The organism is Pseudomonas sp. ADAK21, assembly GCF_012935735.1.
GTDB classification, from domain to species: Bacteria; Pseudomonadota; Gammaproteobacteria; order Pseudomonadales; family Pseudomonadaceae; genus Aquipseudomonas; species Aquipseudomonas proteolytica.
Genome location: NZ_CP052857.1, coordinates 3,911,856 through 3,926,489 on the forward strand (window position 1 = coordinate 3,911,856; position 14,634 = coordinate 3,926,489).

At 62.0% G+C, this 14,634-nt stretch carries 12 protein-coding genes; 6 read left to right on the plus strand and 6 right to left on the minus strand.

The window, feature by feature from the left end; genetic code table 11:
* Nucleotides 1-6 precede the first annotated feature (6 nt).
* Genes HKK57_RS17795 through rloA form a run of 3 tightly spaced genes read right to left on the minus strand, consistent with a single transcriptional unit; the run spans nucleotide 7 to nucleotide 3,067 of the window.
* On the minus strand, nucleotides 7-993 hold the full coding sequence (locus HKK57_RS17795) for an alpha-L-glutamate ligase-like protein (protein WP_029298303.1): 987 nt from the start codon (nucleotides 991-993) through the stop codon (nucleotides 7-9).
* On the minus strand, nucleotides 993-2,525 hold the full coding sequence (rloB, locus tag HKK57_RS17800; RefSeq protein WP_029298302.1) for an osmotic stress tolerance membrane protein RloB: 1,533 nt from the start codon (nucleotides 2,523-2,525) through the stop codon (nucleotides 993-995). Before rloB ends, HKK57_RS17795 begins: the two co-directional genes overlap by 1 nt.
* Before the next feature lie 5 nt (nucleotides 2,526-2,530).
* Nucleotides 2,531-3,067: a retropepsin-like aspartic peptidase RloA gene (gene rloA, locus HKK57_RS17805; RefSeq protein WP_029298301.1), complete on the minus strand. Its 537-nt coding sequence runs from the start codon at nucleotides 3,065-3,067 to the stop codon at nucleotides 2,531-2,533.
* A 273-nt stretch (nucleotides 3,068-3,340) separates the two neighbouring features.
* On the opposite strand from rloA, the gene HKK57_RS17810 reads away from it, so the two are divergent.
* The 6 genes from HKK57_RS17810 (at nucleotide 3,341) to prpD (ending at nucleotide 11,834) form a co-directional block, all read left to right on the plus strand.
* Nucleotides 3,341-4,051 (plus strand): GntR family transcriptional regulator, encoded by a 711-nt coding sequence (locus HKK57_RS17810; protein ID WP_029298300.1) that lies wholly within the window; start codon nucleotides 3,341-3,343, stop codon nucleotides 4,049-4,051.
* Nucleotides 4,048-4,941, plus strand: coding sequence for a methylisocitrate lyase (gene prpB, locus HKK57_RS17815; protein ID WP_029298299.1), 894 nt, complete (start codon nucleotides 4,048-4,050; stop codon nucleotides 4,939-4,941). The genes HKK57_RS17810 and prpB overlap by 4 nt, the downstream gene beginning before the upstream one ends.
* A gap of 41 nt (nucleotides 4,942-4,982) precedes the next feature.
* Nucleotides 4,983-6,110 (plus strand): bifunctional 2-methylcitrate synthase/citrate synthase, encoded by a 1,128-nt coding sequence (gene prpC / locus HKK57_RS17820; protein WP_029298298.1) that lies wholly within the window; start codon nucleotides 4,983-4,985, stop codon nucleotides 6,108-6,110.
* 187 nt (nucleotides 6,111-6,297) lie between these two features.
* Entirely contained in the window at nucleotides 6,298-8,892 is a 2,595-nt protein-coding gene (gene acnD / locus HKK57_RS17825; protein WP_070995164.1) for a Fe/S-dependent 2-methylisocitrate dehydratase AcnD, read from the plus strand.
* An 11-nt stretch (nucleotides 8,893-8,903) separates the two neighbouring features.
* On the plus strand, nucleotides 8,904-10,094 hold the full coding sequence (gene prpF, locus HKK57_RS17830; protein ID WP_169390500.1) for a 2-methylaconitate cis-trans isomerase PrpF: 1,191 nt from the start codon (nucleotides 8,904-8,906) through the stop codon (nucleotides 10,092-10,094).
* A gap of 255 nt (nucleotides 10,095-10,349) precedes the next feature.
* The gene (gene prpD, locus HKK57_RS17835) at nucleotides 10,350-11,834 is read left to right on the plus strand and encodes a 2-methylcitrate dehydratase (RefSeq protein ID WP_169390501.1); all 1,485 of its coding nucleotides are present in this window, start codon (nucleotides 10,350-10,352) and stop codon (nucleotides 11,832-11,834) included.
* 117 nt (nucleotides 11,835-11,951) lie between these two features.
* Here prpD and HKK57_RS17840 read toward each other — a convergent pair whose 3' ends face one another.
* The 3 genes from HKK57_RS17840 to HKK57_RS17850 are packed head-to-tail and all read right to left on the minus strand — an operon-like array spanning nucleotide 11,952 to nucleotide 14,616.
* Complete coding sequence (locus HKK57_RS17840) at nucleotides 11,952-12,683, minus strand: alanyl-tRNA editing protein (protein ID WP_070995166.1); 732 nt, start codon at nucleotides 12,681-12,683, stop codon at nucleotides 11,952-11,954.
* Nucleotides 12,684-12,685: 2 nt separating this feature from the next.
* Complete coding sequence (locus HKK57_RS17845; RefSeq protein ID WP_029298293.1) at nucleotides 12,686-13,678, minus strand: serine O-acetyltransferase; 993 nt, start codon at nucleotides 13,676-13,678, stop codon at nucleotides 12,686-12,688.
* Between the two features lie 23 nt (nucleotides 13,679-13,701).
* Nucleotides 13,702-14,616, minus strand: coding sequence for a PLP-dependent cysteine synthase family protein (locus HKK57_RS17850; RefSeq protein ID WP_029298292.1), 915 nt, complete (start codon nucleotides 14,614-14,616; stop codon nucleotides 13,702-13,704).
* Between the last annotated feature and the right edge of the window lie 18 nt (nucleotides 14,617-14,634).

The window sequence follows — 14,634 nt, forward strand, 5'->3', positions numbered from 1 at the left end:
TTGGGTTCAGCCTTCCACGGGCGGAATATGCCCAAACATTTGCTGGGCAAATTTCACACGTTCTTCCGCCGTTTCTGTCACTCCGGCCGCTTTCAGCTCTTCGAGGCGCGCTTCCACGGCGTGGGTGCGCAAGGTCAGGCCGCAGTCGTTGGCGATCTGGATATTCAGCCCAGGCCGAGCATTGAGCTCGAGGATGAGCGGGCCTTTTTCCTGGTCCAGCACCATGTCCACGCCGATGTAACCCAGCCCGCACAGCTCATAGCAGCCAGCGGCGAGTTTCATGAAACCGTCCCAGTTGGGCAGTTGCACACCGTCCACCGCGTTGGTGGTGTCGGGGTGCTTGGTGATGATGTTGTTCAGCCAGGTACCGCGTAGGGTCAGGCCGGTCGCCAGGTCCACACCGACGCCAATCGCGCCCTGGTGCAGGTTGGCCTTGCCGCCGGATTGGCGGGTCGGCAAGCGCAGCATGGCCATCACCGGGTAGCCCATCAGCACGATGATGCGGATATCCGGCACGCCTTCGTAGCTGATGCTCTTGAAGATCTGGTCAGGTACCACGCGGTATTCGATCAATGCGCGGTCACGGTGACCGCCCAGGGAATACAGGCCGGTAAGGATGCTGGAAATCTGGTGCTCGATTTCCTCATGGCTGATGATCTTGCCGGACACCGTGCGATAGCGTCCTTCAAAGCGGTCGGCGATCACCAGGATGCCGTCGCCGCCGGCGCCCTGGGCCGGCTTGATCACGAAGTCGCTACGGCCACCGATGATTTCGTCGAGCTTGTCGATTTCTTTCTCGGTGGAAATGATCCCATACATCTGCGGCACGTGGATGCCGGCCTGGATCGCCCGTTCCTTGGTGATGATCTTGTCATCGACAATCGGGTACAGGCTGCGCTTGTTGTACTTGAGCACGTAGTCGGCGTTACGCCGGTTGATGCCCATGATGCCCCGCGCTTCCAGGGCCTTCCAGGTCTTCCAGAACCCGAACATTACGAATCAGCCTTGAGGAAGGCCTTGAAACGCACCAGCTCGGTCAGGCGGTAGCCACGATAGCGACCCATGGCCAGCATGAAGCCCACGAGGATCAACAGGATCGCCGGGAAGGTGAACACGAAGTAGATCAGCTCCGGCACGCTCATGATGATGTGTGCCAGGGACGCGGCGAACAGGGTGCCGATCGCGACTTTCATCGCATGGCCACCGCCGCGTTCTTCCCAGGTAATGGACAGGCGTTCGATGGTCATGGTCAGGATCACCATCGGGAACAGCGCCACCGACAGGCCGCGCTCCAGGCCCAGCTTATGGCTGAACAGGCTGATGGCCGCGATCAGCACTACCACGAAGGTCAACACCACCGACAAGCGCGGCAGCATCTGCAATTTCAAGTGCTCCAGGTATGAACGCAGTGACAGCCCAAGCGCAGTAATCACGGTAAACAGCACGATACCGAAGCCCAACTGCGTCTCGCGGAACGCCAGGGCGATCAGCACCGGTGTGAACGTACCCAGGGTCTGCAAGCCGATCAGGTTGCGCAGGATCAGGATCACCAGCACGCCAATCGGGATCATCACCATGATCATGAAGGTCTGCTGGGTTTGCAGCGGCAAGCCATACAGCGAGTATTCGAGGAAGTTGGCGTCGGTGTTCTCGTCGGTCAGCTTGGCCAGGCGGATCGCGTTCATCTCGCTGTTGTTCAGGCTGAAGGTCACGGCGGCTTTCTTGCCACCATCGACGGTGATCAGGTTTTCATCGCCGGTCCACCACAGCAGGCGGTCGGAGGGCAGGCCCTGTTCGCCGGTTTCCGGGTTGAAGTACAGCCAGTCGTTGCCATTGAAGCTGCGCAGCCACAACTCCGGGGTCTGCGGCTGGTCGGCTACCAGGCGGAGGGTGTGGACCTTTTCCACCGGTACGTGGGCGATGGATAGCAGCAACTCGACGATCTTGGCCTTGTGCGGCGTCGATGGATCGCCCGCCAGCAGCAGCTTGACGTTGTCGTCGTTGAGGTTGTTGGTGCGCTTGATGGCTTCGCTGATAAACGTCTCGACGTCGGCCGAGTGTTGGCGGATCGGCGCCAGCAGGGCCTCGGCGGCGATTTTTTCCGGGCCTTCCACGGCGATGCTGTCGCGGAAGGTCGGGCCCTTGACCTTGACCTTTTCACCGCTGTAGCGCTTGGTCAGCACCAGGCGGTAGTAGAGGGTCTGGTTGCCCTTGGCGCGCCGGGCCGACCAGGTGACCTTGCGGTTGCCGTCGATGCGGTTGACGCTCACCCCGTAGTTATTGGAGATGAAGCTCTCATTGAGGCTGACGAAGTCGCGGCTCAGGGGCGGCACGAACATCTGGACCTTTACCGGGTCCTTGGCGTTGGCGACGAACTCGACCTTGGCGTCGATGTTCCACAGGTCATCGGTGGCATCTTCGGTCACTGGGATGCCGAGGACGAAGATCTGATAGGCCGTGACCGAAATGCCCAGTACCACCAGGACGGCGATCAGAATCTTCAGGTGCATAGTAAGAGAGCGCATTGGAATTACTCGGCGGTATGAGCGTCGGTGGCGCAGGCAGGTTTGCCCGCTGCGTATTTAAGACTGGGGTCGACCAGCGCATCAAAGCGTTTCAAGGCTTCGGAGCCGATCAGCAGCGGATATTGGAAGGCGCTGCGGTCAGTCAAGTTCACTTCGATGCTGCGTAAAGCGGTGCCCATGCAGATGTCCAGGGCAATCACCGGACGGGCGGTGTAGTTCTTGTCCTCATCGGGGTCGTAGTCACCGGCGCGCCGCTTGATCTTGCTGACGCGGGCCAGTGGGCGTTCGATGGGGTGCGAGTGGGCGGTGTCGATGGCCAGGTAGAAGCGTACCCAGGATTCACCGTTGCGCTTGAAGCGCTTGATATCCCGGGCACTCAAGGACGCAGTCTTGGCGCCGGTGTCGAGCTTGGCGGCGACTTCCAGGTCAATGCCCGCCAACTTGGCGTATTCATTGAGGCCATAAACGGTCTTCTCGGCGGCGAAGCCAAGGCCCGGGAACATCAGTAGGCAGAACAATAGGGGGAAGGGCTTGAGTCTCATAGATCCTGAGGCGGTGCAGTGCGATGTTTGATTCAAGGCGACTGGCATTGCTGCGCAAGCTCCCTCGTGCGCCTTTTCATCCGGAGATGTCAGGCAAATGCGGCGGGCATTCTAACATGAAGGTTTTCTGGCGCCAGCGCTGGCAGGCGGCCATGCCCCCATAGAGTGCAACAGGGGTTATTAGACGATTGTCGACAATGTGTATTTATTCTTTGACTATCAGGGGCTGATTGGCTAGTTTTTGCGGCATTGCTTTTAAAGGTGTCGACAATCATGCTGGATCAGCTGGAAATTCCGGTAGCAGGGCAGGACGATTCCCAGACGATGTCCGAGAACGTCTTCCGCCGTATCCAGGCCGCCATCGTCAAGGGCGAGATAGCCCCCGGCAGCAAGATCTCGGAACCGGAGCTGGCGCGCACCTACGGTATCAGCCGTGGCCCGCTGCGCGAGGCGATCCACCGCCTGGAGGGCCAGCGCCTGCTGGTGCGCGTGCCCCATGTCGGCGCGCGGGTGGTTTCCCTGAGCCAGGCCGAGTTGGTGGAACTCTATGAAATCCGCGAGTCCCTCGAAGGCATGGCCTGCCGCCTGGCCGCCGAGCGCATGACCGACGAAGAAATCGAGGAACTGCGCCAGGTCCTGCACACCCACGAGCGTGATGCCGCGTTCCAGGCCGGGGTCGGTTACTACCAGCAGGAAGGCGATTTCGACTTTCACTACCGCATCATCCAGGGCGCGCGTAACCGCACCTTGACCCAAATGCTGTGCGGCGAGTTGTATCAGTTGGTGCGCATGTACCGCATCCAGTTCTCCGCCACCCCCAATCGTCCACGCCAGGCATTTGCCGAGCATCACCGCATTCTTGACGCGATTGCCGATCGCGACGGTGAACTGGCCGAGTTGTTGATGCGCCGCCATATCGGCGCTTCCAAACGCAATATCGCCCGTCACTTCCCCGACGGCGCCCCCTCCAGAGGTGAGTCATGAGTTCCTATAAAAACAGCACCCCAGGCCAGCGTTTCCGTGACGCAGTCGCCAGCGAACACCCCCTGCAAGTCGTCGGCGCGATCAACGCCAACCACGCCCTGCTGGCCAAGCGCGCCGGTTTCAAGGCCATCTACCTGTCCGGTGGCGGTGTGGCCGCGGGCTCCCTGGGCGTGCCGGACCTGGGCATCACCGGCCTGGATGATGTGCTGACCGATGTGCGCCGTATCACCGATGTATGCGACCTGCCGCTGCTGGTGGACGTGGACACCGGTTTCGGTTCCTCCGCGTTCAACGTGGCGCGCACCGTCAAGTCGATGATCAAGTTTGGCGCTGCTGCGATTCATATCGAGGACCAGGTGGGCGCCAAGCGCTGCGGTCATCGCCCTAACAAAGAAATCGTCTCGCAGCAGGAAATGGTCGACCGCATCAAGGCGGCCGTGGATGCCCGCACCGATGACAGCTTCGTGATCATGGCGCGCACCGACGCCCTGGCCGTGGAAGGTCTGGAGTCTGCCCTGGAGCGTGCCGCCGCGTGCATCGAGGCCGGCGCCGACATGGTCTTCCCCGAAGCCATCACAGAACTGGAGATGTACAAGCTGTTCGCCTCCCGTGTGAAGGCGCCGATCCTGGCCAACATCACGGAATTCGGCGCGACGCCGCTGTACACCACCGAACAGTTGAAATCTGCCGATGTTTCCATCGTGCTGTACCCGTTGTCGGCATTCCGCGCCATGAACAAGGCCGCCGAAAACGTCTACACCGCGATCCGTCGCGACGGTACCCAACAGAACGTGATCGACACCATGCAAACGCGCATGGAGCTTTACGATCGCATCGACTACCACACCTTCGAGCAAAAGCTTGACGCGCTGTTCGCCGCCAAGAAATAAGCGCAGCGCCTCCCAGATAACTACAAAATTGGAGAAGAACCATGGCTGAAGCAAAAGTACTGAGTGGCGCCGGCCTGCGTGGCCAGGTGGCCGGGCAGACCGCACTGTCCACCGTGGGCCAGGCGGGTGCCGGCCTGACCTATCGCGGCTACGATGTGCGGGAACTGGCCGCCGATGCGCAGTTCGAAGAAGTTGCCTATCTGCTGCTGTACGGCGAGTTGCCAAGCAAAGCCGAACTTGCGGCCTACACCGCCAAGCTGGCCAAGCTGCGCGACCTGCCCCAAGCGCTGAAAGAAGTGCTGGAGCGCATTCCCGCCGACGCCCACCCGATGGACGTGATGCGCACCGGTTGCTCGTTCCTGGGCAATATCGAGCCAGAAAAAGACTTCAGCGTGCAGCGCGATGTCACCGACCGCCTGCTGGCGGCCTTCCCGGCGATCATGTGCTACTGGTACCGCTTCAGCCATGACGGCAAGCGCATCGACTGTGTGACCGACGAGCCGTCTATTGGCGGCCACTTCCTGCACCTGCTGCACGGCAAAAAGCCGAGCGAGTTGCACGTCAAGGTCATGAACGTGTCGCTGATCCTCTACGCCGAGCACGAATTCAACGCTTCCACCTTTACCGCGCGTGTCTGCGCCTCGACCCTCTCGGACCTGTATTCCTGCGTCACCGCCGCCATCGGCTCGCTGCGCGGCCCGCTGCATGGCGGCGCCAACGAAGCGGCGATGGAAATGATCGAGCGTTTCTCCTCGGCTGAAGAGGCTGTGAAGGGCACTCTCGGCATGCTGGAGCGCAAGGACAAGATCATGGGCTTTGGCCACGCGATCTATAAAGACAACGACCCGCGTAATGAAGTGATCAAGGGCTGGTCGAAAAAACTCGCTGATGAAGTGGGCGACAAGGTGCTGTTCCCGGTCTCCGAAGCCATCGACAAGACCATGTGGGAACAGAAGAAACTGTTCCCCAACGCCGACTTCTACCATGCCTCGGCGTACCACTTCATGGGCATCCCGACCAAGCTGTTCACCCCGATCTTCGTGTGCTCGCGCCTTACCGGCTGGGCCGCGCATGTGTTCGAGCAGCGTGCCAACAACCGCATCATCCGTCCAAGCGCCGAATACACCGGCGTCGAGCAGCGCAAGTTCGTGCCAATCGAACGTCGCTGAATGGGATGAGCCGAGCACATTGGCGATTGTGCTTCTCTGTGGGAGCGGGCTTGCCCGCGATGACTGACTGTCAGCCAACATCACTGTGGGCTGACACACCGCTATCGCGGGCAAGCCCGCTCCCACAAAAAAGCCAAGCCAGTGTCGACAGTTCGCCCTGTGAACCTACCGTGACCGAGTCCTGACGATGAACACTGAATTTCGCAAATCGCTCCCCGGCAGCCGCCTGGATTACTTCGACGCCCGTGCGGCAGTCGAGGCAATCACGCCTGGTGCCTACGCCACCTTGCCCTACACCTCCCGCGTGCTCGCCGAGAACCTGGTGCGCCGTTGCGACCCGGCGACCCTCAACGCTTCCTTGAGCCAACTGATCGAGCGCAAGCGCGACCTTGACTTCCCTTGGTTTCCGGCGCGTGTGGTGTGCCATGACATCCTCGGCCAGACCGCCCTGGTGGACCTCGCCGGCCTGCGTGACGCCATTGCCCTGCAAGGCGGCGACCCGGCCCAGGTCAACCCAGTGGTGCCAACCCAACTGATCGTCGACCACTCCCTGGCCGTCGAGGCCGGTGGTTTCGACCCGGACGCCTTCGAGAAAAACCGCGCCATCGAAGACCGCCGCAACGAAGACCGTTTCCACTTTATCGAGTGGACCAAAAAAGCCTTCAAAAACGTCGACGTGATCCCGCCCGGCAACGGCATCATGCACCAGATCAACCTGGAGAAAATGTCCCCGGTGATCCAGGTGCGTGACGGCGTGGCCTTCCCGGATACCTGCGTCGGCACCGACAGCCATACCCCCCACGTGGACGCCCTGGGCGTGATCGCCATCGGCGTTGGCGGCCTGGAAGCCGAGAGCGTGATGCTCGGCCGCGCGTCGTGGATGCGCTTGCCGGAAAGCGTTGGCGTCGAACTGACAGGCAAGCTGCAACCGGGCATCACCGCCACCGATATGGTGCTGGCGCTGACCGAGTTCCTGCGCCAGCAGAAAGTCGTCGGTGCCTGGCTGGAGTTCTTCGGCGAAGGCGCCTCGGCCCTGACCCTGGGCGACCGCGCGACCATCTCCAACATGGCCCCGGAATATGGCGCCACGGCGGCGATGTTCTACATCGACGCGCAAACCATTGCCTACCTCAAGCTCACCGGGCGTGAAGACGAGCAAGTTGCCCTGGTCGAGCAGTACGCCCGGCACACAGGCCTGTGGGCCGATGACCTCAAGGGCGCGCAGTACGAGCGTGGCTTGAGCTTCGATTTGTCCAGCGTCGTGCGCAACATGGCCGGCCCAAGCAACCCGCACGCTCGCGTGGCCACCAGCGACCTGGCGGCCAAGGGCATTTCCGGGCAATGGGACGACGTACCGGGGCAAATGCCCGATGGCGCGGTGATCATCGCTGCCATCACCAGTTGCACCAACACCAGCAACCCGCGCAACGTGATCGCCGCCGGCCTGCTGGCGCGCAATGCCAACAAGCTGGGGCTGGCCCGTAAACCGTGGGTCAAGTCGTCCCTGGCGCCGGGTTCGAAAACCGTGGCCATGTACCTCGACGAAGCCGGGCTGACCAGCGAGCTGGAGCAGTTGGGTTTTGGCGTCGTAGCCTTCGCCTGCACGACCTGCAACGGCATGTCCGGTGCGCTCGACCCGGTGATCCAGCAAGAAATCATCGACCGCGACCTGTATGCCACCGCCGTGTTGTCGGGCAACCGCAACTTCGATGGGCGCATCCATCCGTACGCCAAGCAAGCGTTCCTGGCGTCGCCGCCGTTGGTGGTGGCCTACGCGATTGCGGGCACCATCCGTTTCGATATCGAGAAAGACGTGCTGGGCCTGGATGCGACCGGCAAGGAAATCCGCCTGAAGGACATCTGGCCGAGCGACGAAGAAATCGACGCGGTGGTCAAGGCTTCGGTCAAGCCGGAGCAGTTCCGCCAGGTTTATATCCCGATGTTTGCCATCCACGAGGACACCGGCCCGAAAGTCACGCCGCTGTACGACTGGCGTGCGCAGAGTACCTACATCCGCCGCCCTCCCTATTGGGAAGGTGCCCTGGCCGGCGCGCGTCCGCTCAAGGGCATGCGCCCGCTGGCGGTGCTGCCGGACAACATCACCACCGATCACCTGTCACCATCCAACGCGATCATGCTCGACAGCGCCGCCGGCGAATACCTGGCGAAAATGGGCCTGCCGGAAGTCGACTTCAACTCCTATGCAACGCACCGCGGCGACCACTTGACCGCCCAGCGCGCGACCTTTGCCAACCCCAAGCTGTTCAATGAAATGGTCGTGGAAAACGGCAAGGTCAAGCAGGGTTCCCTGGCGCGGATCGAGCCGGAAGGCAAGGTCACGCGCATGTGGGAAGCCATCGAAACCTACATGGAACGCAAGCAGCCGCTGATCATCATTGCCGGGGCCGACTACGGCCAGGGTTCGTCCCGCGACTGGGCGGCCAAGGGCGTACGCCTGGCCGGAGTGGAGGCGATTGCCGCCGAAGGCTTCGAGCGCATCCACCGCACCAACCTGGTGGGCATGGGCGTGTTGCCCCTGGAGTTCCTGGCGGGCACGGATCGCAAGACCCTGCAGATCGATGGCAGCGAAACCTATGACGTGATCGGTGAGCGCACCCCGCGCGCGCAGTTGACCCTGGTGATCAACCGCAAGAATGGCGAGCGTGTCGAAGTGCCGGTGACCTGCCGCCTGGACACCGCCGAAGAAGTGTCGATCTACGAGGCGGGCGGCGTATTGCAACGCTTTGCCCAGGACTTCCTGGAATCGGCGGCGACGGCCTGAAGAGGATGACCATGACACACGTAGCGCAAATCAAGATCGCCGCCACCTACATGCGGGGCGGCACCAGCAAGGGCGTGTTTTTCAACCTCAAGGACCTGCCCGAATCGGCCCAGGTCCCGGGCGCGGCCCGCGATGCCTTGCTGTTGCGGGTGATCGGCAGCCCCGACCCCTATGACAAGCAGATCGACGGCATGGGCGGTGCCACGTCGAGCACCAGCAAGACGGTGATCCTCGCCAAAAGCACCCGCGCCGAGCATGACGTGGACTACTTGTTTGGCCAGGTGTCTATCGACAAACCCTTTGTCGATTGGAGCGGCAACTGCGGCAACCTGTCGGCGGCGGTCGGTTCGTTCGCCATCAGCGCCGGGCTGGTTGACCCCAGCCGCGTGCCCCATAACGGCGTAGCCGTGGTGCGGGTCTGGCAGGCGAATATCGGCAAGACCATCATCGCCCATGTGCCCATCACCGACGGTGCGGTGCAGGAAACCGGCGACTTCGAGCTGGATGGCGTGACCTTCCCGGCGGCCGAAGTGCAACTGGAATTCCTCGACCCGGCAGCGGAAGAAGAGGGCGGCGGTGGTTCGATGTTCCCCACCGGCAACCTGATCGACGACCTGGAAGTGCCGGGCGTCGGCACGTTCAAGGCGACGCTGATCAACGCGGGGATCCCGACGATTTTTATCAACGCCGAAGACCTCGGCTACACCGGCACCGAGCTACAAGGCGCGATCAATGGCGATCCCAAAGCCCTCGCCATGTTCGAGACCGTGCGTGCCCATGGCGCGTTGCGCATGGGCCTGATCAAACACCTGGACGAAGCCGCCCAGCGCCAGCACACGCCGAAGGTGGCGTTCGTGGCCAAGCCTGCGGATTACCTGGCCTCCAGCGGCAAGGCGATCAAGGCAGGGGATGTGGACCTGCTGGTGCGGGCGTTATCCATGGGCAAGCTGCATCACGCGATGATGGGCACGGCGGCGGTGGCGATTGGCACGGCGGCGGCGATTTCCGGAACCCTGGTCAACCTCGCGGCCGGCGGCGTGGAGCGTAATGCGGTGCGGTTCGGGCATCCGTCCGGCACCCTGCGCGTGGGTGCCGAAGCCAGCCAGGTCAACGGCGAATGGGTGGTGAAAAAAGCCATCATGAGCCGCAGTGCGCGCGTATTGATGGAAGGCTTCGTGCGCGTCCCCGGCGACGCGTTCTAAACCTTGCACCGGCCCCAATGTGGGAGCGGGCTTTTGTGGGAGCGGGCTTGCCCGCGATTGCGGTATTTCAGTCAGCATCTGTACTGACTGATCCACCGCTTTCGCGGGCAAGCCCGCTCCCACACAAACCCGCTTCCACTGGGGATTATCGGTAGCTTCTGAATTTATGTACGAGAGCAGGCACTCAGACCTGCCACAAACAACCAACCCTGAGCCTGAGGAAGGAACACACCCAACCTATTTTGGAGTACTGCCATGAGCGCCAACGTCGACCAGAACAACCGCCCCGACTACGACCAGGTTTTGCAGGGCATCGCCGATTACGTCCTCAACTACCGCGTTGATTCCCGGGACGCCCTGGACACCGCCCGCAACTGCCTGATGGACACCCTCGGCTGCGGACTGCTGGCCCTGCGTTTCCCAGAGTGCACCAAGCATTTGGGGCCGATTGTCGAAGGCACGGTGGTGCCGTTTGGTGCGCGGGTGCCGGGCACGTCCTATCGCCTGGATCCGGTCAAGGCGGCGTGGGACATCGGCTGTATCGTGCGTTGGCTCGATTACAACGACACCTGGCTCGCCGCCGAATGGGGCCATCCTTCAGACAACCTCGGGGGCATCCTGGCCGTTGCCGATCACCTGTCGCAAAAGCGCGTGGCGCAGGGCGAGGCGCCGTTGACCGTGCGGGCTGTGCTGGAAGCGATGATCATGGCCCACGAAATCCAGGGGGTGATTGCCCTGGAAAACTCCTTCAACCGCGTCGGCCTTGACCATGTGCTGTTGGTCAAGATTGCGTCCACAGCGGTCTGTGCCAAGTTGATGGGCGCCAATCGCGAGCAACTGCTGGCGGCACTGTCCCAGGCGTTTGTCGATGGGCAGGCCCTGCGCACTTACCGTCACGCGCCGAATGCCGGTTCGCGCAAGTCGTGGGCGGCGGGGGATGCGTCGAGCCGTGGCGTGCGTCTGGCGGATATCGCCATGCGTGGCGAAATGGGCATCCCGGGTGTGCTGAGCGCGCCGCAGTGGGGGTTCTACGACGTACTGTTCAGCCATACCAACAAGGATCTGGCCCTCAAGCCTGAGGACAAGCGCGCATTCAGCCTGCCCCAGCCCTATGGCACTTATGTGATGGAAAACGTGCTGTTCAAGATCAGCTTCCCTGCGGAGTTCCACGCCCAGACCGCGTGTGAAGCGGCCGTCACCTTGCACCCGCAGGTCAAGCAGCGCCTGCATGAAATCGAGCGGATCGTGATCACCACCCACGAGTCGGCCATTCGTATCATCTCCAAGGTCGGCCAACTGGCCAATGCGGCTGACCGCGACCATTGCCTGCAATACATGACGGCCGTGCCACTGGCGTTTGGCAACCTGGTGGCCGAGCAGTACGAAGATGAGTTCCATGCCGCGCACCCGATCATCGATCAATTGCGCGAGAAGATGGTTATTGTCGAAGACCCGCGCTACAGCCGCGAATACCTGGAGGCCGACAAGCGTTCCATTGCCAACGCGGTGCAGGTGTTCTTCACGGATGGCTCAAGCACCGAGCAGGTTGCGGTGGAATACCCGATTGGCCATCGTCGGCGCCGGGCGGATGGCATTCCTTTGCTGGAAGACAAGTTCAAGGCCAACCTGGCGACACGCTTCACCGCGCAGCGTAGCGCCGAGATTTTTACACTGTGCAAGGATCAGGCACGGCTTGAAGCAACGCCGGTGAACCGGTTTGTAGATCTGCTCGTCATCTGACGCCGGAGGCCCCCGACCCCTGTAGGAACTGGCTTGCCTGCGATAGCATCACCGCGATGCGATTGCGATACCGAGGTGCTCATATCGCAGGCAAGCCAGCGCCTACAGGTGGCCGGTTCAGGTTTCAAAGCGCAGGATCACCCGACGGTTGTGCTTGCTCTTCTTCTCGATTTTCTCGCAGAACACCCGGCCGATTTCCTCGGTGTTGACCACATGGGTGCCGCCACACGGCTGGATATCGATGCCGGCAATCTCGATGACCCGCACCGCTCCCTGGACCACCGGTGGCGCGACGGCCTGGGTGCGGGTGATCTGCAGCAGGGTGGAATACTCGGAGGCCGGCATCGACAGCGACTTGACCGCATGGGCCTGTTCGATCAGGGCATTCAGGTCGCGGGTGATTTGCTCCTTGTCCAGGGTCATTTCCGGCAGGTCGAAGTCCAGGCGGCCTTTGTCGGCGCTGATGCTGCAACCGGTCACCGGTGCGTCGATGATCGCGCACAGCAGATGCAGGCAGGTGTGCATCTTCATGTGCTGGTAGCGCCGCTCCCAGTCCAGGCCGGCGTCTACCTGCACGCCTGCTCGCAATGATTCGGGGCAATGCTCCACTTGATGCCAGATGATCGAGCGCAGCACGGGGTCGCGCACCGTCCCGGTCACGTTGACCTGGCTTGCGTCGGGCAGGGTGAAGTAGCCGGTGTCGCCCGGCTGGCCGCCTCCGGTGGGATAGAACAGGGTGTGTTCCAGGGCGACGCCCTGTTCGCTGACGGCGATCACCCGGGCGCTGAAGGCATTCTGGTAAGGCGCGCTGTCGAACAGCGCCAGGGTTTCCATGGTGTGTACGGACATGTTCAACCTCCAACGATCAGTGGGCTGGTTTGCAGCAGGCGCCGCACCATTGCGCTAAGCCCGGGTGGGGAAAGCAGGGTGACCTCGAACTTCGGCCCACACACTTTCAGGTTCAGGGGCAGGCGCGGTGAGCAAGTGGGTGCCTGCAGCGTGCGCAGGCGAAATTGCAGGTGATGACGTTCCTTGACCGTTGGCTCCAGCACCAGGCTGGACAGCGGATGGAAGTCCGCATCCAGCACCGTGACCCGGTGGCTGGTGCTGACTTCGCCGACCACATGCAGGCGCTCGTCGAGGGCAAACGCCCCGAGGTAATTGCTGGCATCTGATTCGTCGTTCTTTTGCAGTTGGATCTGGTTGACCACCTTGACCTTGGTGCCTGCAGGCACGTCCTGGGTGATGACGCAGGAAGGGCTGATAAACACGTCGTCGCCGATCAGCACATACCCGAGCACCCTCGCGCCCGAGCCGACTTCGACGTTGTTGCCCAGGCGTGGGTGGCGCTTGCCGTCGGGGTTGTTGGCGATGCCCCGGGCGCCCAGGGTCACGCCGCACAGGATGTAGCAGTCATTGCCGATCTCGCAGGTTTCGCCGATCACCGTGCCAAAGCCATGATCCAGCACAAAGCGCCGGCCAATGCGGGCTGCCGGGTGGATTTCGGCCCCGGACAGGATCTTGCCCTGGTTGCTCAAAGTCAGCGCAATGGCGCAGAACTGGCCGTGGGGCTGGTCGGGAAGGTTCCATACCCGATGCGCCAAGCGGTAGTACAGCACGGCCTTGAACGAGGCGTAGGACTCCAGGATCAATTCGCCCCGGCCCCTGGACGCCGGGTCGCGCCAGGCATAGGCGATCAGGTCCTCGGCCACTTCCTGCGCCGCTGGCTGGATCAATGCCGCCAAGTGTGGCTGCAGTTGTGAGATCTGTGCCGGCGAGAGGGTCTTGATGAGGTGCGTCAGCAGCTCATCGTGCAACTGTTGCATGTCGATAAAGCCTCCCATGGAAGGCACCCCCGCAATTGTCGTTATTCGAAACAGGGCAGATAGCTGTCGGCGCTGTCGTACACCATGGTCAGGACGACGGTGTCGGTGGGCAGTTCCGGGGCAAGCCTGGCGATGGCCACCATGTTGGCGGCGGACGACAGCCCCAGGCTGATGGCATCGGTACGCATGATGCGCTTCATCATTTCCAGGCAATCGAGGCGCGAAACCTTGAGCATGCCGTCCAGTACATTCAGGTTGAGAATGCTCGGGATCAGGCCGATGGACAGGCCCTGGATATGGTGCGGCGCATGACGGTCGCTGAGCAGGTCGCACTCCTCGGGCTCGACACCCATCACGCGGATCTGCGGCCAGGTGGCCTTGAGGGTTTCACCGATACCGGTGATATGGCCCCCGGTGCCGATGCCGCTGACGAAGTAGTCGACCTGGCGCTGGCCAAAGGCGCGGATGATTTCCGGGGCGGTGGTGTCGCGATGGGTCTGGGGGTTGGCGCCGTTGCGCTGCTGGTTAAGCATGACGAAGCTGGGGTTTTCCAACTGCAGTTCCATGCACTTTTCGCCATGGGAGTTGTTGCCCAGGCGGCTGTCCGAGAGCACCACCTTGGCCCCATACAGGCGCAGCAGTTTTTGCTTTTCGGGGCTGTAGTTATCGGGAATCACCAGCACCACCTTGTAGCCCAGCACATTGCCGGCCATGACCAGGCCGATGCCCGTGTTGCCGCCGCTGGGTTCGATGATGGTCTGCCCCGAGTCGCGAATCAGGACGCCCCGGCGCTCGGCGTCGAGGATCATCCCCAGGGCGATCCGCGCCTTGTGGCTACCGCCCGGATTCAGGGATTCAAGTTTGGCGAAGACCTCGATGCCGAGGTCTTCGGAGAATTGTTCCAGGCGCACGATGGGCGTTTGGCCAATGGCGTCGAGTATGGAGTTATGCAGCATCAGATAAGTCCCCCAAGG